General features: G+C 58.3%; 25 protein-coding genes and 4 tRNA genes. 10 read left to right on the forward strand and 19 right to left on the reverse strand.

Annotated elements, in window-relative coordinates; all coding sequences use genetic code 11:
* Positions 1 to 22: 22 nt before the first annotated feature.
* Together DIC75_RS07265 and DIC75_RS07270 are read right to left on the reverse strand one after the other, a co-directional pair.
* Entirely contained in the window at positions 23 to 877 is an 855-nt protein-coding gene (locus DIC75_RS07265; protein WP_250987368.1) for a DNA-methyltransferase, read from the reverse strand.
* 74 nt (positions 878 to 951) lie between these two features.
* A complete protein-coding gene (locus tag DIC75_RS07270; RefSeq protein ID WP_250987369.1) occupies positions 952 to 1230 on the reverse strand; it encodes a hypothetical protein in 279 nt (92 codons plus the stop codon).
* 250 nt (positions 1231 to 1480) lie between these two features.
* Here DIC75_RS07270 and DIC75_RS07275 point away from each other — a divergent pair, with 250 nt between their 5' ends.
* Positions 1481 to 2683 carry a C45 family autoproteolytic acyltransferase/hydrolase gene (locus tag DIC75_RS07275; protein ID WP_250987370.1) on the forward strand — a complete coding sequence of 401 codons (1203 nt, stop codon included), beginning with the start codon at positions 1481 to 1483 and terminating at the stop codon, positions 2681 to 2683.
* 127 nt (positions 2684 to 2810) lie between these two features.
* Here DIC75_RS07275 and DIC75_RS07280 read toward each other — a convergent pair whose 3' ends face one another.
* The 7 genes from DIC75_RS07280 to DIC75_RS07310 all read right to left on the reverse strand — a co-directional run bounded on the left by DIC75_RS07280 (position 2811) and on the right by DIC75_RS07310 (position 9163).
* On the reverse strand, positions 2811 to 3623 hold the full coding sequence (locus tag DIC75_RS07280; protein WP_250987371.1) for a phosphoribosylformylglycinamidine synthase subunit PurQ: 813 nt from the start codon (positions 3621 to 3623) through the stop codon (positions 2811 to 2813).
* 2 nt (positions 3624 to 3625) lie between these two features.
* A complete protein-coding gene (locus DIC75_RS07285) occupies positions 3626 to 6568 on the reverse strand; it encodes a phosphoribosylformylglycinamidine synthase subunit PurL (protein WP_250987372.1) in 2943 nt (980 codons plus the stop codon).
* Between the two features lie 161 nt (positions 6569 to 6729).
* Positions 6730 to 7284: a GNAT family N-acetyltransferase gene (locus DIC75_RS07290; protein ID WP_250987373.1), complete on the reverse strand. Its 555-nt coding sequence runs from the start codon at positions 7282 to 7284 to the stop codon at positions 6730 to 6732.
* Between the two features lie 338 nt (positions 7285 to 7622).
* Positions 7623 to 7695 (reverse strand) — tRNA-Thr (locus tag DIC75_RS07295).
* A 198-nt stretch (positions 7696 to 7893) separates the two neighbouring features.
* The gene (locus tag DIC75_RS07300; protein WP_250987374.1) at positions 7894 to 8535 is read right to left on the reverse strand and encodes a PEGA domain-containing protein; all 642 of its coding nucleotides are present in this window, start codon (positions 8533 to 8535) and stop codon (positions 7894 to 7896) included.
* Positions 8536 to 8662: 127 nt separating this feature from the next.
* Positions 8663 to 8735, reverse strand: a tRNA-Thr gene (locus DIC75_RS07305).
* 143 nt (positions 8736 to 8878) lie between these two features.
* Entirely contained in the window at positions 8879 to 9163 is a 285-nt protein-coding gene (locus tag DIC75_RS07310) for a DUF504 domain-containing protein (RefSeq protein WP_250987375.1), read from the reverse strand.
* A gap of 154 nt (positions 9164 to 9317) precedes the next feature.
* Here DIC75_RS07310 and mmp10 point away from each other — a divergent pair, with 154 nt between their 5' ends.
* Positions 9318 to 10544, forward strand: coding sequence for a methyl coenzyme M reductase-arginine methyltransferase Mmp10 (gene mmp10 / locus DIC75_RS07315; protein ID WP_250987376.1), 1227 nt, complete (start codon positions 9318 to 9320; stop codon positions 10542 to 10544).
* Here mmp10 and DIC75_RS07320 read toward each other — a convergent pair.
* From DIC75_RS07320 to DIC75_RS07330, 3 genes are all read right to left on the reverse strand, one after another.
* Complete coding sequence (locus DIC75_RS07320; protein WP_250987377.1) at positions 10525 to 12423, reverse strand: ATP-binding protein; 1899 nt, start codon at positions 12421 to 12423, stop codon at positions 10525 to 10527. The genes mmp10 and DIC75_RS07320 overlap by 20 nt on opposite strands.
* Before the next feature lie 122 nt (positions 12424 to 12545).
* A complete protein-coding gene (locus DIC75_RS07325; protein WP_250987378.1) occupies positions 12546 to 13112 on the reverse strand; it encodes a type 1 glutamine amidotransferase in 567 nt (188 codons plus the stop codon).
* Positions 13109 to 13789, reverse strand: coding sequence for a diphthine--ammonia ligase (locus tag DIC75_RS07330; protein WP_250987379.1), 681 nt, complete (start codon positions 13787 to 13789; stop codon positions 13109 to 13111). Before DIC75_RS07330 ends, DIC75_RS07325 begins: the two co-directional genes overlap by 4 nt.
* A 219-nt stretch (positions 13790 to 14008) precedes the next feature.
* Between DIC75_RS07330 and DIC75_RS07335 the strand changes: the two genes are divergently transcribed.
* The 3 genes from DIC75_RS07335 (at position 14009) to DIC75_RS07345 (ending at position 16841) form a co-directional block, all read left to right on the forward strand.
* Positions 14009 to 14200, forward strand: a complete 192-nt coding sequence (locus DIC75_RS07335; RefSeq protein ID WP_250987380.1) for a hypothetical protein — start codon at positions 14009 to 14011, stop codon at positions 14198 to 14200.
* Between the two features lie 144 nt (positions 14201 to 14344).
* A complete protein-coding gene (locus DIC75_RS07340) occupies positions 14345 to 16219 on the forward strand; it encodes an ATP-binding protein (RefSeq protein WP_250987381.1) in 1875 nt (624 codons plus the stop codon).
* 103 nt (positions 16220 to 16322) lie between these two features.
* Entirely contained in the window at positions 16323 to 16841 is a 519-nt protein-coding gene (locus DIC75_RS07345; protein ID WP_250987382.1) for a flavodoxin domain-containing protein, read from the forward strand.
* Between the two features lie 41 nt (positions 16842 to 16882).
* Here DIC75_RS07345 and DIC75_RS07350 read toward each other — a convergent pair.
* Together DIC75_RS07350 and DIC75_RS07355 are read right to left on the reverse strand one after the other, a co-directional pair.
* A tRNA-Leu gene (locus DIC75_RS07350) sits at positions 16883 to 16967 on the reverse strand.
* 231 nt (positions 16968 to 17198) lie between these two features.
* Positions 17199 to 17600, reverse strand: coding sequence for a hypothetical protein (locus tag DIC75_RS07355; RefSeq protein WP_250987383.1), 402 nt, complete (start codon positions 17598 to 17600; stop codon positions 17199 to 17201).
* Positions 17601 to 17766: 166 nt separating this feature from the next.
* Here DIC75_RS07355 and DIC75_RS07360 point away from each other — a divergent pair, with 166 nt between their 5' ends.
* Positions 17767 to 18132: a tetratricopeptide repeat protein gene (locus DIC75_RS07360; protein WP_250987384.1), complete on the forward strand. Its 366-nt coding sequence runs from the start codon at positions 17767 to 17769 to the stop codon at positions 18130 to 18132.
* Between the two features lie 290 nt (positions 18133 to 18422).
* On the opposite strand, the gene DIC75_RS07365 is transcribed toward DIC75_RS07360, so the two are convergent.
* Together DIC75_RS07365 and DIC75_RS07370 are read right to left on the reverse strand one after the other, a co-directional pair.
* The gene (locus tag DIC75_RS07365) at positions 18423 to 18773 is read right to left on the reverse strand and encodes a HepT-like ribonuclease domain-containing protein (protein ID WP_014867885.1); all 351 of its coding nucleotides are present in this window, start codon (positions 18771 to 18773) and stop codon (positions 18423 to 18425) included.
* Positions 18766 to 19086 (reverse strand): nucleotidyltransferase family protein, encoded by a 321-nt coding sequence (locus DIC75_RS07370; protein ID WP_250987385.1) that lies wholly within the window; start codon positions 19084 to 19086, stop codon positions 18766 to 18768. The genes DIC75_RS07365 and DIC75_RS07370 overlap by 8 nt, the downstream gene beginning before the upstream one ends.
* 160 nt (positions 19087 to 19246) lie before the next feature.
* Between DIC75_RS07370 and DIC75_RS07375 the strand changes: the two genes are divergently transcribed.
* Entirely contained in the window at positions 19247 to 19510 is a 264-nt protein-coding gene (locus DIC75_RS07375; protein WP_250987386.1) for a type II toxin-antitoxin system HicB family antitoxin, read from the forward strand.
* 57 nt (positions 19511 to 19567) lie between these two features.
* Here DIC75_RS07375 and DIC75_RS07380 read toward each other — a convergent pair whose 3' ends face one another.
* On the reverse strand, positions 19568 to 19789 hold the full coding sequence (locus DIC75_RS07380; protein WP_250987387.1) for a hypothetical protein: 222 nt from the start codon (positions 19787 to 19789) through the stop codon (positions 19568 to 19570).
* A gap of 384 nt (positions 19790 to 20173) precedes the next feature.
* Here DIC75_RS07380 and DIC75_RS07385 point away from each other — a divergent pair, with 384 nt between their 5' ends.
* The 3 genes from DIC75_RS07385 to DIC75_RS07395 all read left to right on the forward strand — a co-directional run bounded on the left by DIC75_RS07385 (position 20174) and on the right by DIC75_RS07395 (position 23651).
* On the forward strand, positions 20174 to 21016 hold the full coding sequence (locus tag DIC75_RS07385) for an HFX_2341 family transcriptional regulator domain-containing protein (protein WP_250987388.1): 843 nt from the start codon (positions 20174 to 20176) through the stop codon (positions 21014 to 21016).
* A gap of 406 nt (positions 21017 to 21422) precedes the next feature.
* On the forward strand, positions 21423 to 22337 hold the full coding sequence (locus DIC75_RS07390) for a DNA adenine methylase (protein ID WP_250987389.1): 915 nt from the start codon (positions 21423 to 21425) through the stop codon (positions 22335 to 22337).
* A 9-nt stretch (positions 22338 to 22346) separates the two neighbouring features.
* Positions 22347 to 23651, forward strand: coding sequence for a type II restriction enzyme (locus DIC75_RS07395; RefSeq protein WP_250987390.1), 1305 nt, complete (start codon positions 22347 to 22349; stop codon positions 23649 to 23651).
* A 135-nt stretch (positions 23652 to 23786) separates the two neighbouring features.
* Here DIC75_RS07395 and DIC75_RS07400 read toward each other — a convergent pair.
* Together DIC75_RS07400 and DIC75_RS07405 are read right to left on the reverse strand one after the other, a co-directional pair.
* Positions 23787 to 23896 (reverse strand) — tRNA-Met (locus DIC75_RS07400).
* Between the two features lie 73 nt (positions 23897 to 23969).
* Positions 23970 to 25445, reverse strand: coding sequence for an acetyl-CoA carboxylase biotin carboxylase subunit (locus DIC75_RS07405; protein WP_250987391.1), 1476 nt, complete (start codon positions 25443 to 25445; stop codon positions 23970 to 23972).
* Position 25446 lies beyond the last annotated feature (1 nt).

Genomic DNA, 25446 nt, shown 5'->3' on the forward strand with positions numbered 1-25446 from the left:
GGGTTCTGGGATATAATATCCGTCAGCTCTGTTCTTTCTCGCGGCGTGCTTCGGCGATCCGGATCCGTGCGATCTCCCGGTATTCCGGGTCGATCTCAAACCCGATGTAGTCCGCGCCGAGGGCGATCGCCGCAAGCGCCGTGCTCCCGATGCCCATGAAAGGGTCGAGAACCAGCGTCCCGGGCCGGCAGCCGTGGAGCCGGATGCACATCTCCGGGAGTTTCTCCGGGAAACTGGTCGGATGGGGCCGGGAGGAGCGGATGGTCCGGTAGGGGATGAACCAGGTGTTCCCCCGGTCGCGGAGGTCGCGCTCCGCCGCCTTCCACCGGCCGATGTTGCTCTTGTCCTGGTAGGGCACGCCGACGCCGAGTTTGTCGAGGGCCACGTCGCCCTTCTTCGTGAAGTGGAAGATGTGCTCGTGGCACTGGCTCAGGTAGCGGGCGCTGTTCACCGGCTGGTAGTGGCCGACGGCGATATCGCCGGCGATCTTCTCGTAATCTCCAACGTCCTCCTTTTCGATTGCGATCGACTTGACCCAGTGGATGACGTTCTGCAGCTCGAAGTGAGGGCGGAACCGCTGGACGACGTCGAAGGGTATCCAGGGGTCCCGGGGTTTGCCGCCGATGTTGAGGAAGAACGAACCGTCGTCGGCGAGGACCCGCGCCGCTCCGGCGGCGACCTCCCCGATCCAGTCGAGGTAGTCTTCCCGGGGCTTTTTGTCGTCGTAGGAGTTGTAATCCTTCCCGATGTTGTAGGGCGGCGACGTGACGATAACGTCGACAATGCCCGCCGGGAGGCGCTGCATGCCTGCTATGCAGTCCATGGTATGGATGGTGTTGACGGCAAGACCGTCCGCCGCTCTCTCCTCTTCTGCCACTTCCGATCATCTACAGGTTCGCGGTCCCGGGCAAAAAGGTGAACGAACCGGGAGGTCGGAGAGGGTGCGGGGTATCAGGGCGTGTTGTCGCTGCCCAGCAACCTCTGCCGCGTTCGTTCGAGCGAATCGATGAAGTCTTCGACCTCGTAGGGGTTGAGCCCCCCGCCCCCGGAACTTTCACGCTCGAGGTGCACGACCTGGAGGAGCGCGTCTTTGAGGACTTCGAGGCGGCTCTCCGGGGGGAGGACGATCTCGAACCGGTGGAAGATGCGGTCGGAGATACAGACGAAGTCGCCGTGAATGGAGGCGAACGTCAGGATCTCGTCTGCAGATGGGACGTCTCCCTGGTTCACCTCGACTTCCAGGACCGCCGGTGTATCGGCGCTCTCTTCTGCAAAACAGCGGGCGACCCTGATCTTCGTGGTGACTCCTCCGTTTGAGTGGTGTTCCGGCCGGGCTATTCTCCCGGGAGGATAATATAGTTGTTATGCCGTGTGCCGGGATATGAGAGTTGATAGAGCGGGTAAACTGCTCGCAACTTGAAAAACAGGCGCATACAACTTATTTCAGCAGATTTATCCATCCCGGCAAAGATGTTTCTTCGTGAAACTACTCTACCTCCTTATTGCACTGGCGCTCGTGGTTCCCGCGACGGCGGTCGTCCTCTCTTCGGAGAATGCGGGGGCTGCCGACACCGGACCCGCGCAGGTTGCTGTGTTTGGCAACGGCACGCGTTATGAAGCAGGATCGTATCACGTCGTGGTCCTCTCCGGCACCTATCGGGAGATGGGGCGGCAGTACGGCGCCCTGATGAAGGAAGAACTCCAGGCCGAGTACGCGATGCTCCGCTCCCACTTCACGGCATCGGGGTATACCGAGGAAGAAGTCGGCGAGTTCGCCCGGACGGCAACGGCGCTTCAGTCGAAGCGGATGAAGGAGATCCGGGCAGGCATCGCGGAGACGTCCGGTCTTTCCACAGAAGAGGTCGATGTCCTCTATGAGGGACCGATCGTCTACCTGGTGACCTACGGCGCGAAGGCAGGGTGCTCTTTTGTGGCGGTATGGGGCAACTACACTCCGGACGGCTCGGTGGTCCTCTCCCGCAACTACGACCTGCCTGACGTCTTCTCGGTCTTCTACCCCTACTACACCCTCGCGGTCTACAACCCGACCGACGGGAGCAACGGTGTCGCGACCTTCGGCCCGGCAGGAGCACGCCCCGAGACCCTGATGAACAGCGCGGGGCTCTTCATCGCCGACGATAACGCGGCGGACTCCGGCAGCACCCTCGAGATCGCCGGCAGGCCTGACCTGGTCGGGGAGTTCTTCCGGCTGATGCTCGACTACTCCGACATGGAAGGGCTCGATGCCGGGATCATGACCACTCGCACGAACTGCGCATGGATCGTGAACGCGGCCGGACCTGATCGGGCCTACTCCTACGAGGAGACCGTCTACGATATCAAGCGCCGCGAGGGCCCGGGCGTGATCGCCGCTGCGAACCACTTCGTGGACCCGGCGTGGCGGCTTGCGGCGCCCCCGGCGGAGCACTCGACCACGCGATATGACAACCTGCTCCGCCTCGCCGAAGAGAACCGGGGATCGATCGACGGGGAGCAGATGGTTGCAATCCGCGATGTGCTGCTGCAGGACGGGGGCGCGACCTTCCGGCACAGCACGCTCGAAGGTATGGCATACTCCTCGGATCACCAGGTGGTCTTTGTCCCGGAGACCCGTACGCTCTGGATGAAGGTCGTGGACCGCGACTGGCAGAAGGTGGAACTCGGGCAGTTGTTCTCGGTGTGAGGAGAGACCGGGACAGAGGAAGCGGGCTCCCGCTACGGTGGAGCCCACGATCGTTTAGAGGCTGCCGGTTCCCGGCACGCCTCCCCCTCTCGAAACGGGTGATCTCTTCTATAATGCTTCGATCGGGTTACTCCCCGAAGTACGCGACGATGTTGCGGAAGAACTGCATGTTCATCGACTCGGTGGGCAGCGGTCTTCCCTCGCGCCTCAAACGCTCTTTTCGGGTCGGCCAGTCGTAGAGGTTCACGAACTCCAGGGCCCGCTCGGGGTGCGGCATCAGCCCGAGAACCTTTCCGTCCGCCGACGTTATCCCGGCGATGTCCGCGAGCGATCCGTTCGGGTTGTACGGGTACTCCCCTCCCGCGGGGGAGAGGTCGTCGCGGCAGTACCGGAACGCGACCATCCCCTCCCGCTCGATCCGCTTTAAGGTCTCCTCCGAACAGGAGAAGTTCCCTTCGCCATGGGAGACAGGGCAGTAGAGGTGGGCGATGCCCTTCGTCCAGAGGTTCTCCGCCGCAGGCTTCAGCGTGACGAACCGGCACTCGAGCACGCCCTTAATGTTGGGCATCAGGGCGATGTCACGGGGATAGTCCCGGTCGAACGCAGGGATCAGGCCGAGGTTTGCGAGGATCTGGAACCCGTTGCAGATCCCGAGGACGAGGTTGTCTCCCGCGAGGAAGTCTTTTACGTCGCTCCAGAGGTTGTTCCGGACGCGGTTTGCGTAGGCGTTGCCGGCGCCGGTATCGTCGCCGTAGGAGAATCCGCCGGGGAAGACCATCAGCCGGTAGTCGGAGAGGGTTTTCTCCCCTGCGATGAGGTCGTTGATGTGGACGATATCGGATGCCATGCCGGCCCGCATCAGGGCTTCCTGCGTCTCCATCTCGGAGTTGATCCCGTAGCCGCTCATGATGAGGGCTCTGGCATTGTTTGCGCGAGCCATTCTCAGTACCCCCCGAAAGGCGCTTTGTATGCAGCTTCCATCGCCGTGACCTGCTGTTCGATGAGGGTTCTTCCTCCCGATACCCGGAACGCCGTGCCGCCGACGCGGCCGAGGAGGTGCGCGTCGCGGCCGAAGATCTCCTCGAACGCCTCGCGGTCGGCGGGAGCGACCGTGACGACGAACCGCCCGAGCGACTCCGAGAAGAGGTAACAGTCCGGGCGCATCCCGCCGGGTATGGCGATGTCCATGCCGACGCCCCCGGCGATCGCGACCTTTGCAAGGGCGACGAGGAGTCCCCCGTGGGTGACCGGGAAGGCGGAGGCGACGAGTTTTTTCTCGCTTGCATCGGCCATCCTGCCGTAGCGCACCTTTGCGGTCTCGATATCAAGGGCCGGGACCGTGCCGCCCGGGATGCCGAGGTGTGCCAGGTACTCCGACCCGCCGAGCTCCTCCCCGGTCTCCCCCACGACGTAGACGAGGTCGCCGTCGAACTTCGCGTCCATCGATACCGCGGTCGCGACATCGGGGTGGACGCCTATCGAGGAGATGAGGAGCGTCGGGGGTACGGATACTTTCACGGGGTTCGAATCGGCGTCGAACCCGGAGAAGTCGTTGAACATGCTGTCTTTGCCCGAGATATACGGTGTCCCGAACGCAACCGCACCGTCACGGCACCCGAACGCAGCGCGCTTGAGCTGCCAGAGCCTCTCCGGTTCGTCGGAGGAGCACCAGCAGAAGTTGTCGAGGAGCGCGATGGTATCCAGCGGAACGCCTGTCGCAACCAGACCCCGGATCGCCGTGTCGATCGCGGCAACCGCCATGCGGTAGGGATCGAGCTCCGAGTAGGACGGGAAGAGGCCCTGCGAGAGCCCCACGCCCTTCATCGACCCGGGGACGACCTTCGTCAGCGTGGCCGGGGCCTGGACCCGCCCGCTCCCCTGCACGGGCCCGAGGACGTGCCCTCCCTGGACGGTATGGTCGTACTGTGTCGAGATGAACTCTTTCGAGCAGATATTCTTCCGCTTAAGCATGGCAAGGAGGAGGTCGTCGAGCCGGTCGGGGCACTTGATGTCCGGCTCGGGGTAGGCCGTCTCCACGGGCTCTGTCCGGAGGTGCTTCTTCGGCAGGCCGTCGTGGAGGAAGTCGAGGTCGACGTCCATGACGTTCTCTCCGCCGTACTCCACGACGCACCTGCCGGTATCCGTGAACGTCCCGATGACGGTGGCCTCGACCTCCCTCCTCTTCATCAGGTCCATGAACGCCTCGATCTTCTCCTCCGGGACGGCAAGCGTCATCCGTTCCTGCGACTCGGAGATCCAGATCTCCCACGGCGCCATGCCGGGATACTTCAGCGGCACGCGGTCGAGGAGGACGTGGCACCCGCCCGACTCCTTCGCCATCTCCGCGACGGAGCAGGAGAGTCCTCCCGCCCCGTTGTCGGTGATGCTCCGGTAGAGGTCGAGGTCGCGGGCCTCCTTGACGATGACGTCGGAGAACTTCTTCTGCGTGATCGGGTCGCCGATCTGGACCGCCGTCACCGGGCTTGCCGGGTCGAGGGCCTCCGAGGAGAAGGTGGCCCCGTGGATGCCGTCCTTGCCGACCCGTCCTCCCACCATGACGACGAGGTCGCCGGGCAGGGCCTGCTTCTCGTGGAGGTTCTTCCCGTCACGGGCGCGCGGCATCACGCCGACCGTGCCTGCAAAGACGAGGGGTTTTCCCACGTAGCGGTCGTGGAAGTAGCACCACCCCTGCGGCGTCGGGATGCCCGAGCAGTTGCCGCCCACGCCCACGCCGCTGATGACGCCCTCGAAGATCCTCCGGGGAGGAAGGATGGGGTTTTCCCGGTTCTTCCCGCGGAAGAGGGCCGGATCGGTCCCGGGGTCGCCGACGCAGTAGCCGTAGACGTTGATGCAGGGCTTGGCCCCGAGGCCGAACCCGATCGTGTCGCGGTTCACCCCGACGATGCCGGTGAGGGCGCCGCCGAAGGGGTCGAGTGCCGAGGGGGAGTTGTGCGTCTCGACCTTGCAGGTCACGAGGTGCTCGTCGTCGAAGACGATTGCGCCGGAGTTGTCGGTGAAGACCGAGACGCATATGTCGTTATCTCCTTTCTCCTTCCGGATCGTGTTGGTGGCCGCCTGGATGCACGTCTTGTAGAGCCCTCGCGGGACGTCGTCGTCCATGGCCGACGCAAAGATCGTGTGCTTGCAGTGCTCGCTCCAGGTCTGGGCGAGCGACTCGATCTCGACGTCCGTCGGCTTCCGCCCGAGCCCCCGGAAGTAGTCCCTGATCGCGTGGAGCTGGGCGAGGTCGAGGGCGAGCGGCCCCCTCCGCTCCTCTGTCTCGGGGTCGATGATCCCCTCTTTTCCGAGGCGCGCGAGTTCCGCGTCGGGCAGGTCGAGGTCCACGGTCCCGGCAGCCTGCAGTTCATGGAGGTGAACGAAGGGCGCGATCGGGACCATTCCCCTCTCGCCGTACTCCTCCCGGCTCTTGACGTGCACGCGGTTGACGAGCGGGTTTGCGAGGGCGGCGGTGAGTTTCTGCAGGGATTCGGGAGTCAGGTCTCCGCTCGCGAGGTAGAGCTGCGACGAGAAGACCGCCTCCCCCTCGCCGAACCGGAACCCGAAGTAGTCCTCGATGGTCTGCTTCGCGGTCGTCCCGGCGTTGTCGGTGACCCCGGGCAGGAACCCTACCTCGATCGCATGATCGAAGTCGGCCTCGGTCGGCCGGTCTACGGAGTACTGCTGGACGACGGGGTTGCTGAGCTGCGCACCGATCTGCGAGAGTTCCTCGGGGGAGAAGTCTCTTCTGGAGGTCGCTATGGTATAGACGTCGACGAGATGCAGCTCGCGCAGGGGGAAGCCCAGCGAGCGGAACCTCTCGGTACGCGTCGGCAGCCGTGGATCGCGGGAGTATTGTACCTCTATCCGGTGGACGTACGAGGCCATGTATATATATGGGTTGGATCTGGTGAAAAGGGCTACGATGGGGTGGGGGGTTGGGTTTGAGATGACGTAACCAGACCCTCTCTTTTCAGCACGCCTGTGTCATCTGGGCGAGCCGAACCGTTTTTGTCCGTATTTCAAAAATTAAGTCCATAAATGGGCATCTATAAACTTTTTCTCGCCTTGATGATATGTAAAATATCAAAATAAAAAGGAATGGTATCCTTTGGCGGATCTTCTGGATTGACTAAAGCCCTTCGAAAATCTGATTTTTCATAGAATTCTACAGAGGTTGGCTTAGAGTCAACAGTTAGAATTCTACATCCGACATTTTCAGTGATGCCGCCCACTATAGAAAAGATTTCTATGAGCATATTGGTTCCGATACCGCGATGTCGGTAATTGTCGTGAACTGCCAGCCTTGCAATTTTTATTGCCGGGTAAAATCGATATTTATAACCCTTTATTCGATCTCCTCGTATCATTTCCTCTTTTTCGATGCAATCGGTTACGAGCGTAAAATATCCCACAAGAGTTTCCCCCCAAAAAACTACCCGGGTGACGGAGAAAAAACGGTTCTGGCACCGCAATGCATCTTCTTTTAGAAATTCCTCTAAATCAATTTCTTCGGGCTTACTGCAACACGAAAAAGAATTAACGTCAACTCCTTCATGGAGAGTGACGTACTCCAACTCTTCATCAGGAATTGGTTCTACCATTAAGATCGCTTTTGAGAACGCACCGCGGCTTCCTTGACTAAAAACTGACCGCGTGTGCTCAGAACGTTGTGCTCAAGGAATTTCTCGAACCTACGAGCATCCTCACCCTTTAATTTCAATCCTAACTCGATAGCCTTCGCCATTACACCCACCCCGCATATGTGGCGTGCGTATGTATTACATGTGCAATACAATGAGATATACGCATCTGAAGGACATATATATCTTTCCGTACCTCTGCCGGGAATATGTCTCTGCAGTGTTCATCCCCCGTCTGCCCATCAAATTATCGAAAATATGCCTCCGATTTTGGAAATGAGTTAGTAAATAGGATTTTAAGCCCCAGCCGAGATTTGAACTCGGGACCTGCTGATTACAAGTCAGCCGCTCTGCCAGCTAAGCCACTGGGGCATCCTCTATACATTAGCCCTCTCGATAAAAAAAGGTGGCGCTTATTCCTGGCAGCCTCCTCCCGTTACCTCCGCAGACAGCAGAGCGGTCCCACAGGATCCACAGAATAACTTCTTCTGATAGTTCCCGCACTCCTGGCATACCATAAGGCAATCCCGCCAATACCAACTTATTTACTCAAAAAAGATGGTATCGTATCTAACAGGGCACCCGGGTAAATGGAGCAGAAACCTCTCGCCAGATTAAGGTGTCAGTGGTTTCATCATAGTCGAGATCCATATGCGAAATTTTCGTAGGATCGTGAGGGTTCGCACAAGAAACGTAAATCACGTTTGTGGTTGGATCTTGAGACCAGTGGATGATCATCGGGTATCCTACAGTAAGCCGCCCGGTTCCTCCCGATTGTAATTCAAGGTGATATGTACCCGTGCTATTACCTTTGTATGTGTCCAATTCCCAGCATCCAACAACGGTTTTGGGCGGGATCGTGGTTGGCACGGGTGTGGGGATCGTGGTAGGAACGACAATAGGGGCAAGGGTTGCGTCAATATACGACGTATTGCCTGCCTGGACCTCAACATCCATGTCCCATGCTGTATGGTCATGGAGTCGAAGTTCAACCTGATAGGAACCATTCGGCAGATCCGGGATCCTTGAAGGAGTCGTCCCGCGATAGACGCCATCAAGATAAATCTCCGCCCCCTGAGGAGTTGATGAGAGTTCAAGCGATCCTGTTGCCTGTTGTATGGGCGATTGAGTATTGCTGGTGGTTGTGGTACTACAGCCAGAGGAAAGAATGAGAGCGGTAAGGGCGACCAGCACACATAATTGCTTATGCATATTCAATGAGGATTATTTCCTATTCGATATAGATTTCGAAACTGTGTTTTAATCATTGTTAAAATAAGGCAATAACAGCAATTAGTTATAGAATAACTCTTCAATTTAACCGTTGTTCAAAATAAGAAGCCCCAGTCGTGATTTGAACACGGGACCTGCTGATTACAAGTCAGCAGCTCTGCCAGTTAAGCCACTGGTGCATACCTTAATATCATGGGCTGTCTGCGGTAAAACAGATGGCGCCGGCTCTCCTCACTCCTCCCCGGCATCTCCCGGTTGATCGCCGTAACTCGCACCTAACGGTGCTCGCGCTCCGTTCCTGACGGAACGTCGTGACTCGCACCTAGTGGTGCTCGCGCTCCTGCCGCTCGCTACTCTCGCGCCAATCGCGCTCCCAAATAACTTCGCCATCATAGAGAATCCGCCGGACCCGGTGATACGGGATACAGGCAACATGCGTCCCGGCGTCCACCTCCAGGTACTGCGCATCGAGCGCGACGACCCGGTCGCCCCGCACCGTGGAGCGGTCGCCGGGCGCCCCCCGGTCGACGTACTCGACCTCGACCCGCGAGAAGTCGTAGCCGGGGTCATGATAGAACCGGAGCAGCAACCGGTGGCTCGTCCGCATACCACGGCCACCTCGCCCCGCCGGACCATAAAGGTGCAGGGTGCCGCCGTTGTCCCGGTTCACCGGGACGGCCGGCCGGCGAACCGGGCCGTGAGAAGACGGCAGAGACGGGCCTGCAACGTTCATAACAGAGAAGCACAGAAGTACCAGCAGGATGTCGCACCTCACCGTCGATCTCGGAGGCCGGCCCGGCCTCGACTGCCGGGGATTCTGTTCGTACTGCTACTTCAAACACGTCAAGGGGACGACCGCGTTCGGCTGCAGGTTCTGCCTCCCCTTCCAAATTGGCTGCGACTACTGCACCCGGGGCGTGCGCGAGGAGTACTCGGGGTTCAAGGACCTCCGGACCGTCGCCGACGAGACGCTCGCGAACCTCCAGGGGATCGGCGACGATATCGACCGGATCACCATCAGCGGCGGCGGTGACCCGAGCTGCTACCCCGAGTTCCGCGACCTCGTCGAACTGCTCGGCAGCATGGAGGCGCCGCTCCACATCGGCTACACCAGCGGCAAGGGATTCGACGACCCGGCCATAGCCGACTTCCTCATCGAGAACGGTCTCTCCGAGGTCTCCTACACCGTCTTCGCCGCCGACCCGGACCTCCGGCGGCAGTGGATGCACGACCCGACGCCGGAAGCCTCGCTCGCGGTCCTCGACCGGCTCTGCGGCGCAATCGACGTCTATGCCGCAGCAGTCGTTCTTCCCGGCGTCAACGACGGCGAAACCCTGGAACAGACCTGCGCGTGGCTGGAGGAGCGGGGTGCAAAAGGGCTGATCCTGATGCGGTTTGCCAACCGGACCGACCAGGGGCTCATCCTCGGCAACGCGCCCCTCATCGAGGGGCAGCAGGTCCATACCGTCGACGAGTTCCACGAGATCGTCACCGACTTGAACGAACGGTTCTCAATGAAGATCAGCGGGACCCCGCTCGGCGACCCCTCGATCGGGTCGCCGTTCGCGATCCTCCACGAGCCCGACCTCTTAAAGAAACTCCCCCGGGTCCGGAAGCGTGCGACGGTGATCACCGGAAGCGTCGCGGCCCCCTTCATCCAGCGGATCCTCTCGATCCGGGGCTCGATCTCGAGGGTTGTTGCGGTCAAGAAGGAGATCGCCTGCCTCATCACCGCCGACGACCTCGCCGGGGTGAACCTGGCGAAACTCGAGGACGTCGTGATCCTCCCCGGCCGGGCGTTCGTCCATGACGCCGAAGCCCAAAAGATCCTCTCCGCCGACGGCGTCGACCGCGAGGTGGTGCGCGGCCCCGAGATGCTGACGGCCGACGCGGAGATGAGCATGGGCATGACCCGGACGGAAGTGCTCGAAAAGGAGATGGAGGGGTTCGCAGCCCTGATCAACACGATCAACCGCTACGGCCGGTGACGGGCGGGCATGCCGGGAGCGTGAACCGGAACGCAGCGCCGCGTTCGGGATGCCCCGGCACCCGGTCCTCGACCCATACCCGGCCGCCGTAACGCTCGACCAGGGTGCGGGTGATATGGAGACCGAGCCCTTTGCCGCTCTTTCTCCCGCTTTTCCTGAATTTCTCAAAGACCCGGGTCTTCTCGGCGTCCGGTATCCCGGGACCGGTGTCCTCGACCGAGACCAGGGCAGTCCCGCCTTCCTCCCGGGAGGTGATCAGGACCGAGACGCCGGGGCCGCCGAACTTGACGGCGTTGCCGATGAGGTTTACGAAGACCGCCGACAGGAGGTCGTCGGCAGAGACCCACCGGTCCTCCGGCAGGTAGCGGATATCGACGTCCGGGAAGAAGCAGATGACGCTCCTCGCGATGTGGTCGAGGTTCACCGGCCCGGGCACGAGGGCCTCTTCCGCGATCCGCCGGATCGTCGAGACGTTCCCGATGATCTCGGCGCTCTGCCTGACGGCGGCCGCGAGCTTCCCGGCAAGGTCCTTCTCCGGCCCGGAGAGCGTCTCGGCAAGGAGCGTTGCGTAGCCGATGGCGACGGTGTTTGCGTTGTTGATGTCGTGGGTCATGAGATCCAGGTAGAAGTTCGCCTGCTCGTGGAGCCGCATCCGCTCGACGGCACTCCCGACCTCACGGCCGATGGAGGCGAGCAGGTCCCGCTCGTCGGGCGAGAAGACGTGCACCTTCCGGCTGACCAGGTTGACGGCGCCGACGACCCGCTCCCCGGCGATGATGGGGATGCTTGCAAACGCCTGGATTCCGGCGCCGGCATCCTGCGGGTAGGCGTGCAGGTAGTCCTCCACGAAGTGCGCCATACCCTGTCCGAGGACCGCATCGTACGGGGGAGCGTTCAGGTCGACGATCCGCCGCCGGAACGAGAACCCTTTCGGGAGCCCGATCTCGGCGACCAGTTCGGCCCTGGACCGACCGGGGTCGAGCAGGTATACGCTGCCCCCTTCGAAATCGAGGAGTTCCAGGGCCTTCTCGAGCACGCCTGCCAGCAGTTCGTCCATGCCCGCCGACGACGTGGCGGTCCTGACCACCTGGTTGATGACGTAGAGCTGGGCGTTCCTGCGCCGGCCCTTCTCCTCGGCGATCTTCTGTCCGGTGACATCCATGACACCGACGGCCACGCCCAGGTACCCGGGACTCCCGCCGGTGACCGGGGAGGCGGCGAGGAGGGCGTCGATCGTCGCTCCATCGGAACGCCGGAGCCGGAGTTCGGCCTCCGCCCGCCGCCACTCGCCCTGCTCGATCAGCGTCTTCGCCCGCGGGACGTCGCCCGGGTCGACGAAGGAGAGGAAAGAGGCGCCCTGTATCCGGCTGACCGCGTAACCGAGGATCTCCGCCATCCGGGCGCCGGCAAAGATCGTGGTGCCTCCCGGGTCGAGCACCAGGACCCCTTCGTGCAGGCTCCTGCCGATCTCGCGCCACAGGTGCTCCACTCTGCCGAGCGCCACCTCGGCACGTTTCAGCGCGAGGACGTGCCGGACGGTGCAGACCAGGAGTTCGGGGGAGATGGTCTCCCGGACCAGGTAGTCGTCCGCACCATGCCAGAGCGCCCCGACCGCCGCATCGAGGTCGTCGCGCGAGGCCAGGATGACGACCGGGGTACCGGGGGCTTCTTCGCTCACCCGCGCCGCCGCCCCGGGCTCCCGGCCGGGGTCGAGCAGGATAAGATCGAACGACTCTCGCCGGAGAGCGTCGAGGCCTTCGGCAACCAGCCGGTGCGAGATCGTCTCGGCCGGGAGCCCGGCCTTGCGAAGGGCCTCTCCGACCAGGGGGGCGTCGCCCGGGCTCCCGGTGATGACGAGCAGCCTGAGCGGGTCGGGCACTCCTTCACCCCCCCGCCGGCAGGGTCCGGGTGCTGGGTAACCTAGGCTTCATCCCCGTGCGAGGTGCGCCGGGGCGTATCCCGGAGCATCGCTACCCTTTACCCGGGGTCCGGGGATAAGTGTTACTGACCGGCCGTTACCGGCCCGAGGAACCGTTCGATGACCCACTCGTTCCTGACCTCCGGGTGGAAGAGGAGGCCGTAGAGAGGGAGCGAGCGGTGCCGGATCGCCTGGACGCACCGGTCCGAGGCGGCGAGAGGCAGGAACCCTTCGGGCACCTGCACGGCATATTCGTGCACCCCGTATGCGGGGAAATCCTCCCTCCCGGCAAAGAGGGGGTCGGGCGCGAGCACCCGGACGTCGGTCATGCCGATCTCGCAGCACGGCTCGATGCCGCCGCCGAAGGCCGCCGCGAGGGCCCGCATGCCGGAGGATATGCCGAGAACCGGGCGCTCGAACGCAGGAAGCCACCCGAACAGTTCAGGATGCTCCGCAAACCCGGTGTCTTTCAGTGCCGTCCCGCAGAGGATCACCGCATCCGCGGCCTCGATCTCCGGCGCCCCGACGGCGGTGTAGTGGCGGACGGTGAACGGCGCTCCGATCCTGTGGAGAAGCCGTTCGACCGGCCCGACGAACTCGTCCCGGGAGAGCGAACCGTCCCGGTAGCAGAGGTCGATAACGAGGATCATTTTGCCACCAGCCCCGCCCGCTCGATCCGGAGGACGCCGTTGTAGTTCCGGTAGACCTTGGATGCCTCCTCGATCGCGATCCTTTGAACGAAGAAGGGGGCGTCGACGACGAACGTCTCGAACTCCCCTCCTTCCCCGATCAGGGTGATCTGGTACTTCCGGGCGATCTCCCGGAGTTCGTCGAGGGCGCGGCGGTCGATCTCCCTCCCGAGCCAGGACGCGTCGAAGGGGCAGGAGAAGACGCCCGCGATGATGACCCGGAACCCTGCGTCGATGAGTTCCTCCATGTACGCCTCCTGGTCCGCGAGCCAGAGCGGGTTGAACGACCAGAGGCCCAGTTCGCGGCAGACCCGCTGGACCCGTGCCGCCTGGTAGACCGAGAGGACCGCCCCGGTGACGACTCCTTCGATCCCGAACCGCTCCCTGGCGGCGAGGAGGGCCCGCTTCAGGTCCTGGAGTTCCGTCTCCTTCTCGCCTGCCGTCTCCACCTCCACGAGGGGAAGCCCCGCCGCCCCGGCCTGCAGTGCGGCGAGGCGGATGTTCGGGGTGTGGAACATGTAACTCTCGGGATTCCTGGAGACGACCGTGATCAGGCAGACGACTTCTTCCTGCTGCATCGCCTTCCAGCAGGCGAATATGGAGTCTTTCCCGCCGGAGAAGAGCACACCGAGTTTCATGATTGTTCCCGTAGCTCTTCGGCCGGGAGCCAGATAAATCCCTGCGGCATACAGGCACGCGGCCCGGGAGCGGCCCGGCGGCAAAAGTCGGGCTGCTTCATCTCTTTTTTGGCAAACGCGAGACCGGCGGGGGCTGCCGCCGGAGGAGGATCAGGATTATATGCTGTCGAATCTTCACCCGGTATGAGCACCGGGGGCGCATCGCGGGAGGTATAGGGTATGATGGAGACCAATGAAAATCCGGAAGAACTGATCGAGGTTGTTGTTGACTGCATCCTGGTAAATTACCGGGGAGATCCCGAGTCGCGGGGCCGGATAGTCCATGCGCTCCAGGAGTGGGCGGAAGAGCACCCGGACGAGTGGGATGAACTGCAGGCACGCTGCCAGCAGCGTCACGAAGCCCTGGCGTAAGTCCTCCGGACAGGATAGAACATCTCTTCTTCCCATCTCCGAGGGTAAGACCGCGGGAAGTCGTCGGGTCCAGGGTGTCCGACGGTATGTTCAATACCCGGTGTTAATGTAGCACAAAAACAAGCTCATGATCGGGCAACTTGTATGGTTTCAGCGGACAGCAGCACCGGACTCGTGAGCCAGGGGCCCAACTGGCAGATGCTTGCCGCCGCACCCGTCCTTCTGCTGGCACTGGTCGTTGCGGCCCAGTCCTTCGTGAATATTCCGTTTGATTTCGTTGCTCCCTTCCAGGCGGCACTCAATGTCCTCCCGAACATGGGTTCCGTGCTCCTGGCCGTTCTGGTGGCATGGGGCACGATGAAGACCGGGCGGCTGCAGCTTGTCTGGATGGGATCCGGCATTCTCGTGCTGGGCCTGGCCATTCTGCTTGCGAACCTGGTCGGGACCCCGATCAGCCTGAACAACGGGGTGCAGATCCAGAATCTCGGTGCCGTTCTCGCCGGTGCCCTGCATCTCGTCGGCGCTCTGCTCGCCGTCTTCTCGATCGGACTCGCCAGGCCCGATCCGCGACAACGGGCGGTTGCACTCGCAGCGGGCTACGGCGGCAGCATAGCGGCGGTCACCCTGATCGTCATCGCGAGCACGGCCGGGGTGATTCCCGTATTCTTCATCCCGGGAGAGGGAGGGACCGCGATCCGACAGGTGGTCATCACCCTCGCTGCGGGTCTCTTTGCCGCTGCTGCGCTGGTGGTATTTATAAACTATATTCGTTCGCGTTCGTCGTTCCAGTACCTATACGGTCTGGCGCTGGCTCTTCTCGCCCTCGGCCAGATCGCGTACCTGCTCACCCTGTCCCGCGGCGACCTCATGGCCTGGGCAGGCAGGGCAGGGCAGTGGGGTGCCTCCCTGTACTTCCTGCTGGCCCTGCTCCTGATCCTCCGCCTTTCGGGCGGCCGCACGGCGGACGTTCATTACGTGCTGGACCACATCTTTCCTCCCTCCAGCAAAGGCTACAGGTTCCTGATCGAGTCGTCCCCCGACGCAATCATCGGCCTGGACGCGGGAGGAAACGTGCTGGTATGGAATGCTGCCGCCGAGAGCATACTCGGCTACAGCAGCAGGGAGGTCGTAGGGAGGCCTATCAGGGATCTGGAAAGCAACCCGGTCCCGGAAGGTTCCGGCACGCAGGAGCCAGGGGAGATATTTTTCCGGCGCCGGGACGGCAGAGAGATGTGGCTTGAGGTCTCGGTGGCGCATTACACCGTCCGCGGGAGTCCGATCACCACCGTCAATATCAGGGACGTCACCGATCGGAAGCAGGCGGAAGAGGAGCGAAGACAACTTTACGAGAAACTTGAGGATGCGCACCGTGAGGCGAACCTGTATCTCGACATCATGACCCATGACATCAGGAACGCCAACACCGTCACGACGATGTACGCAGATCTCATGGTCGAGATACTGGAGGGCGAGCCGGGTGCGTATGCAGAGAAATTGCGCGGCAGTGTCGAGAAGAGCAATGAAATTCTCCGGAATGTCGCCACCATCAGGCGGCTTCAGGAGGAGCCGTCCCTGCTTGTTCCGGTGAACCTCGATACCGTCGTCCGAAAGGAGATCGAGACCTTCCCCGGGGCATCGATCCGGTACGAGGGCGCGCCGGCCGAGGTGAGGGCGGACGGACTCCTCTCCGAGGTCTTTGCGAACCTCATCGGCAACGCTGTCAAGTTCGGTGGACCGGACGTCGAGGTAACCATCCGGGTCAGCGAGCTGGACGGGGAGGTCGAGGTCTCGGTCGAGGACACCGGTCCCGGTGTTCCGGACGACGTGAAGGAGAGACTCTTCCGCCGGCTGGAGCGCGGAAAAGCCAGAGGTCCGGGCAAGGGGCTTGGACTCTTCATCTCCCGGATGCTCATCGAGCGCTACGGCGGGGAGATCCGGGTCGAGGACCGGGTGCCCGGCCATCCGGAGGAGGGCGCTGCGTTCCGGTTCACGCTCAGGAAAAGCACGCAGGATGGGTGAGCGATCTTCTGCGGGCGAGCCGGTGTACACCCCGGGGCCCCAAAACGAGCAGTTATGCTTATGAGGCGACGGGATTCAGGTGTCTTCGTAGGATTGGGCGCACATGAACGTTATCGTTGTCTACAAAAGTAGATACGGGTCTACAAGGGAGATTGCAGAGTTCATCGCCGAAAAGCTGCGGGAGCACGGCGTGCAGGCGGATGCCCGGAGCGTCGACACGGCCCCGGACCTCGAAGGGTATAACGCCGTCGTGATCGGGAGTGCCGTGTACATGGAGCACTGGATGAAGGAGGCAGCGGAGTTCGTGCGGCGGAACCGGACAGTCCTTGCCGAACGGCCGGTGTGGCTGTTCAGCAGCGGCCCGCTCCAACTCGAACCGGGAGCGAGCCCGGACGACCCGGAACTGGAGCCCAAAGAGATCGGCGAGTTCCGGGAGATCATCCACCCCCGGGACCACCGTGTCTTCTTCGGGGCACTGGACCCGGGCAGGCTCGGACTCCAGCACCGGCTGATCCGGAAGCTGCCGGCCGCCCGTGCGCTCCTTCCCGAGGGCGATTTCCGCAACTGGGACGATATCGAGGCCTGGGCCGGCGACATTGCGCGGGCGCTGGGGACTCCTTAACGGCAATAGAGGACTAAATAAATTAATTCCGTAAAAACGAATGCGAGGGGAGCGATTCGAACGCTCGAACTCCTACGAGACCAGGCCCTCAACCTGGCGCCTTTGACCTGGCTTGGCAACCCTCGCCCGGATATGAGGTGATAACATGCTCAGTGCATGAACGGAGACGGAAGATGCATCGATTGCGGTTTCGCGCCCCGTTTACCTCATTTAATCTGTTGTCATACATAAAATACCTTTTGTGCGGGGCCGCGATGAGGGGGGGCGGGCGGTTGCACGGGGCGTCGTTTCTGCAGGACCGGCGGAGATCACGGGAGCGGCGGCTCTTCGTCGGTGTTGTTTCCGGGGTGGGAACCGTTACTCCTCGTCCTCCCGTAAGACCAGGAACGTGTTTACGGCCGTGTGACCGGGCACCTCCTCCAGAAGGCCGGCATCCAAGAGTTCCTCAAGCAGGCTCTCATACCTCTGCGCCGACTCCTCCCTCTTTCGTTCCTCATCCCCGGGGATCTCTGGATTGTACGCGTACATGGTTTCGAGGGTATCGAGTTGTTCGACGGTGCCGTCTTCCCATATCCGGGCATGCTCGTCTCCAAAACGATGAAAGCGGTAGAACTCCATGTATTCGTAACCGTCGGCCTCTCCGAAGACCCAGTTGAACTGAAAGGTTGCGATCCGCATCGTCCCGCTCTTCCTCTCCTGCAGGGCATCCTCGGGTAGTGCGAACGTCTCCCGGTACCTCTCCTCGAAGTGGCGGTTCATCTCCGCGAACGTCGCCCCTATTTTCTCTATCGAGCCTCTCTACATACAGGATAAGGCTCGGGCTCCTCATATATACGTAACCGTCCGGCTGCCATGTCTCATCCAAGAACGCCCTCTTCCCGGCAGCGGCAGAGGTTTGATTAATCGCCGGGTCCAATACGGCTCTATGAAGGCTCCGTCGCCGACCGCATGCCTCTGCTGTGCGTTGATACTTATTCTGTTTACCAGCGGCTGTATAACCAAAAACCAGGAATACTACGATAACCAGGTTGCAGCGGAGCCGGACAATGCCGAGGCGTGGTGCATCAGGGGAATGTACTACAACAATTACTACAACCAGTACGCCGAAGCAATGGAGAGCTGCAATAAGGCGCTTGAACTGGACCCGGAATACGGGCTGGCCTGGTTCCTGAAAGGAGTCATTCTGACGAATATGAATATGACCGACGAGGCAAGACTGTGTTTTGAGAACGCGACGAGATACGATCCCGCGCTGGCGAAGAATGTACAGTTCGTTGTCGGCAATATGTGATGATGCGGATTTTATAATGCATTCCCAAGAGTAATATGGATCTGCCCTGACCGGCGACAATTGCCGCCTCCCTACCGTCCCTCACGAGGGAGGCATCGCCGTGCCGGAGGAGAAGACCACCACCCGGGACCTCCTCGTTGCATGAGGGCAGGTACCTCCCATCTCCCGGGTTCTGCCGATGCAAGCGATCGATCTCCTGCTAACCGTTACTCAGACTCAGAACGCTTCAGAAGCTCACACTATTCCTATGGAAGAACGAGATTTGAAATCCCCGGTGAACCTTTCGCTCATCATTCCTGGTTTGATGCGTCAAGAGCGAGCAGGATTGCCTGAACCTTCGGTTCGAGAACCGGGATCTCGGTCTCCAGAATAGCCCAGACGATCCTCCAATCTACCTCGAAATATGCGTGAATCAGTTTATCCCGCGACCCGGCCATCAGCTTCCAGGGAATCTCCGGATGCTGCTCTTTTTGGTGCTCGGAGATGTTCTTCGTGGCCTCTCCGATGATCTCGATCGCCCGGACGATCGCATGCTGCCGCACCGGGTCACGAAGCAGGTCCTCGTATGTCAGATCTCTACCGATCTCGCGGAGAAGCACGATCTCATCAAGGATATGACGGAGGAAGAGTTCATCACGCATCACACCAGACAACCTCCTGTTCGACATAGGGCCGCAGGTATCGGCTGAGCCCCTGTTCGGTGACGAGGTCCACCCGGCGCCCGAAAAGTTCCTCCAGATAAAAGGCAAGTTCCATGAAGTTCCGAAACGTCGTCTGCCCCGGCGCAAACTCGACCAGCACATCCACATCGCTGTCAGGCCGCTCCTCTCCCCGGGCTGTAGACCCGAAGATGCCGATCTTCGCGACGCCGAACCGCTCCCGGAGCAGCGGGAGCACTTCTTCGAGCTTCGCGACGAACTCGTTCTTCTTTTCCCGGCGCACCTGAGCAGCCATATGGGTTCTCTCCTCTTCTTGATCGTAGCTGGGGGTGAGGAGATGATGAATGTTGTCGTTCCCGGGAGGGGGCTGCCTTCGGGTCGAAGGTAGACGACCATCCGAACACTTCGGTCAGTGTTATCACCCTGAAGGGAGATGCTGTTCTATCGATGAGATCATGAGGACGTTCACGGCCGTGCTCTACAGGGAAGAGAACATGTACGTAGCGGAGTGCCCGGAGGTCGGCACCGTCAGCCAGGGCAGGACGGTGGAGGAGGCGGTGGCCAACCTGAAGGAGGCTACGGAGCTGTACTTAGAGGAAGCCCCACCCCTCCGGCGTGAGGCTCGTGCACCCGTCACCGGATGCACAGATTTCCCGCTGGAAGACGGGAGAAGGCCGATCATCACGACGTTCGAGGTGGCCGAGGGTGCCCGGGCATAAACCCGTCTCGGGCGAGACGGTGATCAAGATACTCTTGAAAAGTATGGATTTGCTGTTTTAACAATACCTTGATGCTACACCAACAATGCCAAGTATTCCCAATACAATTCCGATGATAACACCGCTTCCAATGGCAATTTGACCTACCATCTGACTTACACCTGTTGCCGATAGGAAAATACCGGCAAGAATGAGAACGCCTACTATTCCTGATGCAGAAAATCCCATTCCTGCAATTCTTTGAGCCAAAGTATCTTCTCCTTTAGATCTTTTTTCCACGCTTGAAGAGCTTTACATCCGGGTGATATCGATCCCGGTATTCAACTGCAGGACCTGTGTAGCCCCCTTTGCTGTCGACTTCAGTGATCCTTTTTTGGTTCACCATTCGCTGTAACTCGGGCTTTGTTACAGGGGAACCCCGACACTTGACTTCCCCTCGAGCGGTTCCTCTCTCATAGTCGTGTTTGCCAGGGCCGCCAACATGGCGAGCCCCATGTGCAGCCGATTTCTGTTTTTCGTAGTCTATGCCACGCTTAGAAGGTGATCGAACCATTTTCACACCTGATATAATAGAAGGATTCTTATACGCAATATACACATTCTCCTTAACGTCGTTAGCATCGTTAACGTCATTAGCATATCGTGGATTCGTGAGGGGACTGCATGGCGGGGATGGAAAAAATCGTCCATATTATTCCGCTCGGTCATGAGTATGACCGGGCAGTGAAACCTTTTGAGGATAGTAGCGCAGATCGGGTGTATATCCTCACTCGATGGCACGATCCTTCTGCTGCAATGAAAATGGTTGATGACCAGCGCTACTACGCGAGCAAAGTGAAAGAGGCCCTAGAAAAAAGAGAAATTGACGTAAAATGCGAATCGGTAAATTTATTCGACTTCCTTGAAGTAACAAAGAGCATTTCGAAAATTATTGTTAAGGAAAAGGCCGAAGGGAACAGGATCCGAATGAATATGTCTGCAGCGGGCCGCTTGACTTCCGTAGCTGCAACGCTCGTTGGCATGCATCATGATGTGCAGGTTTACTACGTCCATGCTGATAATTACCCTGATGATCCAGATGAACGGCAAAAGCATGGTCTCAGCGTCTGTGATAGTAATAAGATCGCTTACTTGACCAACCTGAAATTCGACATGCCGGATCCCATTGGTATGAATATACTGGCTTTTCTTTGTGAAAAAGGAAAAAAGGTCAATACACGGGAGTTACTGGGCAGATTAAAAGAGTTGCAGGTAGAGGGATTTCAAGAATTGTTTTACGACGATATCGATCTGGTCGATGACGATAAACGTAAGAATAGCCAATATGGAGCAATCGTTGAAAAAAGAACTCGTCAAAGTCGTCAGTTAATGAAACTGAATAAAACAATCCTTGAAAAATTAGAGACGCGAGGATATATTAGACGCGAAAAGATTGGGAGAAATGTGTATATCTCGATTACTGACACTGGAACATATGTCGCTTATCTAAGTGGATTGGTGGACTGATTATTTTCAAAGTTTAAATCGCTCATCTGCAGATGATTCAAAAGGCTTCACCACACCCCTTCTTCGTGTTCCAGTCTCACATGAGCCAAGAGGATGTAAGGCTGACGTCCAGCGAGTCTTCCGGTCGACAAAGGAGCAGATGCAGCTGTCAGATTCAGTCTTCTTTGATCGGTTGTGTACGCTCGACGAGTTGCGGCTAATCGACACGCGGCACCGCGGCATGAGCGGGGGGAGAGCCCGGTATAATGTGCTGCAGTATGAGGCAGAGATATTGGTGGTGTGTGAATGAGTTCCTCAATCTCCACAAGTCATGAGGCTAAGCCACTCAGCTAACTCTAAATTTCATGAAACCAAATAAAATTACGCACAGAAAACTGACGGAGTAAATAATTTACGAGATTTCACCATGATTGAGACCAATGCAAGGCCTTTCCTCAAGTGGGCAGGCGGGAAGACCCAATTACTCAACGAATTCGCAAGACGAATTCCAAAGGAACTTAAAAATGGTGAAATATCCACATTTATAGAACCCTTTGTTGGTGGAGGAGCAGTATTCTTTCATTTTAACAGTGTATTCTCCTTTAAAGAATGCCATATCTTTGATATTAACGAAGAGCTGATTCTCGCATACAGTGTCGTCAAAAGAAACGTCGAGGATCTCATCGAATATCTCTGTGATCTCACAGAAGAATTCTTATCAAAAGACGATGAAGGGAGAAAAGAATACTTCTACTCCATCCGCGATGAATTCAATCAGACAAAGTCGAGTATTAACTTTAAAAATTATGGCAAAGCGTGGATTCCAAGAGCAGGTCAGCTAATTTTTTTGAATAAAACCTGTTTTAATGGCCTATTCAGAGTAAATTCTCAGGGCGAATTCAACGTCCCCTTTGGACAGCATAAAAACCCGAAAATTGTTTATCCAGATGTGTTGAGAGCAGATGCTCAAATTCTGCAAAACACGAAAATTCACCTCGGTGATTTCGCGAAGTCATCTCAATACATCAACAATAATTCATTTGTCTATTTTGATCCCCCTTATCGACCTCTAAGTAATACTGCTTCATTTACCCAGTATTCAAAGGATGGATTTGATGACGTGGAGCAGCAACGGCTCGCAGAATTTTTTGCAAAGTGTGACGCAAAGCGAGCAAAATTGATGCTAAGCAACTCAGATCCTAAAAATATCAATTCTAATGACAATTTCTTTGATACCCTCTATGGGAAGTTCAACATTCAACGCGTCCCTGCAAGGAGGATGATTAATTCAGACGCGAGTAAGCGGGGAGAAATCAATGAAATTATCGTCACAAACTACTAAACTCCGTTTATGACCACAAAGGGCGACGAGGCCTGGAATAAAGTTTTTCAATCCCTGAATCTCCTTAATACAATCGAATCCGAGGGATTCGTCCAGATTTCAGCAACCACTCTCAAGGAAATCGGGCAGAGGGAACCACGCCTGATGGCGAAGCAAGATACATTAAACTCCCGACCGGAAATTTTCAAACGGCAGCACCTATCCATCCTTCCAATCAAAAATGGTGAATATATTATTTACCGCGATAACAAAGGGCAATCCTATTTCAAATACGATTCCTCATTTTATGGCATCCCAATAGAGATTTATGATCCCTGTCCTGATTCTGAAATCCTTGAGAGCCTGAGTATAGGTTCGATCTCAAGCGAGTTTCAGGCCATTGATTATGCAAACCTTGTCTCATTACTGAAAACATTCACCAACGAATCTCAATTGTATCTCACGATAAGAGGAAAACTTCGTTCTGGAAATTTCAATCTCCACTTACCTGACAATGATAAGCAAATTGAAGTTGATGGTGTGCAAATTGAGGTCGATTCCGGATATGAGGGTAACAACGGAATATATCTAATCGAAGCAAAGATAGGAAAACGTGATGACTTCCACATTCGACAACTCTATTATCCTTGGAAAGACTGGTCCCAAAAAACAGACAAACCTATTATTCCCATTTTCTTCGTCTATTCAAATGGCATATTTTATCTTACGAAATTCAGATTCGGAAAAGATTTTGGAGATCTTCAGATTCTTGAGTCACGATCCTTCTCGATCGATGAAGATCCCGTGTTATCTGTCAATTTCGAGGAGTTGATGGATTCCATAGTAGTGGATACATCCGAATCGGAAAGTGTTCCCTTTCCGCAGGCAAATGACCTCGATAAAATAATCGATATCATCACATCATTTAGCGAAGATTTGAAAACAAAGGAACAGATATCAGAATACTTCGAGTTTGATGAGCGCCAAGGAGATTATTACGCGAATGCCGCAATATATCTTGGTCTCCTTAGCCGAGATACTGACAATTATGGATCCTTTGCATTAACAGATTTAGGAAAGGCCATGAAGCGTTGCTCAAACCGGAGATGCAGAAACCGTCAGCTTCTAACTCAATTGTTAAAACGCTCTTCCTTCCGTTCAACAATTCTCTTGGTGAAACGTCTTGGTTTTAATCCAACGAACATCGATTTGGATGACGTGGCACGAATAATAAGGGATAATAGTCCAAGATATAATCATACCACGAGCAGAAGAAGAGCCTCTACGGTGAAAAGTTGGATGAAATGGATTTGTGAAAACATTCGGTTTGAATGAGGAACAAGCCTCGTAATTAATTTACTAAAGATATTTTGTTTTTGAATCAGTGAACTCTACAGATAGACCCTGAGTCCACCATCCCGACCTACTAACTCAGAAACTCTCAAAATTCAGAACCAACTCAAAAATCAATGCTGCGGGTGGGATCCGAACCCACGATTTCCAGATGTCCCAGGCTTGGACGCACCGTTTTCTCGAAAACCCTATGAGTCTGGCGCCCTAACCGACTAGGCCACCGCAGCATACAAAGTGCAGTATAACAATGCTGTATTGGCAAATAAACCTTATGGCTTAGCGGAAAAATTGGATGGAGGGTTACTTCGAGTTTTTCCGGATATAGACGTCGACCGCCGCCGTGATCGCCGCCACGTGCTTTCCCTGGCGGAGCGAGTCGGCCAGCGTCTGCATACGCGCCTCCTCCTCGTGGAGATAGCGGCGCAGGCTCGTCGCGATGTGCTCCTCCTGCAGGAAGTGCGTGTGGGTGTCGCCGGCGATGAAGTGGGCGTTGTGCATGATCGCGTAGTGGAGCGGGAGCGTCGTCTTCACGCCCAGGATGACGTACTCGTAGATGGCCCGGCGCATCCGCTGGATCGCCTCCTCGCGGTTGGAGCCCCAGGCGCAGAGCTTCGAGATCATCGAGTCGTAGTGCGCCGGGATGGTGTAGCCCATGTGGATGCCGGAGTCGACCCGGATTCCCGGGCCGCCCGGGGAGCGGTAGCGGACGATCTTGCCCGGATCGGCGGCGAAGTTGTTCAGCGGATCCTCCGCGTTGATCCGGCACTCGATCGCGTGCCCCCGGATTCTGATATCGTCCTGGTCCATCGCGAGGTCCTCGCCGGCCGCGACGGCGATCTGCTGCTTCACGATATCGACCCCCGTGATGAACTCCGTGATGGTGTGCTCCACCTGCAGCCGGGTGTTCACCTCCATGAAGTAATAGTTGCCGTTCGCGTAGAGGAACTCTACCGTGCCGGCGTTCTTGTAGTTTGCCGCCTTTGCCGCGGCGACGGCCGACGCCGTCATCTGCTCCCGGAGAGCGGGCGTCATGATCGGGCAGGGCGCCTCCTCGAGGAGCTTCTGGTGCCGGCGCTGGATGGAGCACTCGCGGTCGTAGAGGTGGACGGTGTGCCCCTTCGCGTCGGCAAGGACCTGGATCTCGATGTGGCGCGGCTTCGTGAGGTACTTCTCGACGAAGATCGTCGGGTCCCCGAAAGCGGACTGGGCAATCCGCCTGCCCTTGTCGATCGCCTCCTCGAGCTCTCCCTCGTTCTCGGCGATATGCATCCCGATACCGCCGCCGCCCGCGCTCGCCTTCACGATCACCGGGTAGCCGATCTCCGCGGCGACCTTCTTCGCCGCATCGACGCTCGTGACACCCTCCGGCGTTCCGGGGAGGACCGGGACGCCCGCCTCGCGCATCATCCGCTTCGACCCGATCTTCGAGCCCAGCGCCTCGATCGTCTTCCACGACGGCCCGATGAACGTCAGGCCCTCGTCCTCGACCAGTTTCGCGAACCCGGCGTTCTCGGCGAGGAACCCGTAGCCCGGGTGGATCGCCTCGGCCCCGGTCTTCCTCGCCACATCGCAGATCCGCTCCTTGTTGAGGTAACTCCTGGACGGGTGCGCCTCCCCGACACAGAACGCCTCGTCGGCGTACTTGACGTGGAGCGCGTTGCTGTCCGGCTCTGAGTAGATCGCGACCGTGTCGATCCCCAGCTCCCGGCAGGCCCGCATGACCCGGATGGCGATCTCGCCACGGTTGGCAATCAGGATCTTGTCAAAGTATTTCATC

It is taken from the genome of Methanoculleus oceani, from assembly GCF_023702065.1.
In the GTDB taxonomy this organism is placed as follows: Archaea; Halobacteriota; Methanomicrobia; order Methanomicrobiales; family Methanoculleaceae; genus Methanoculleus; species Methanoculleus oceani.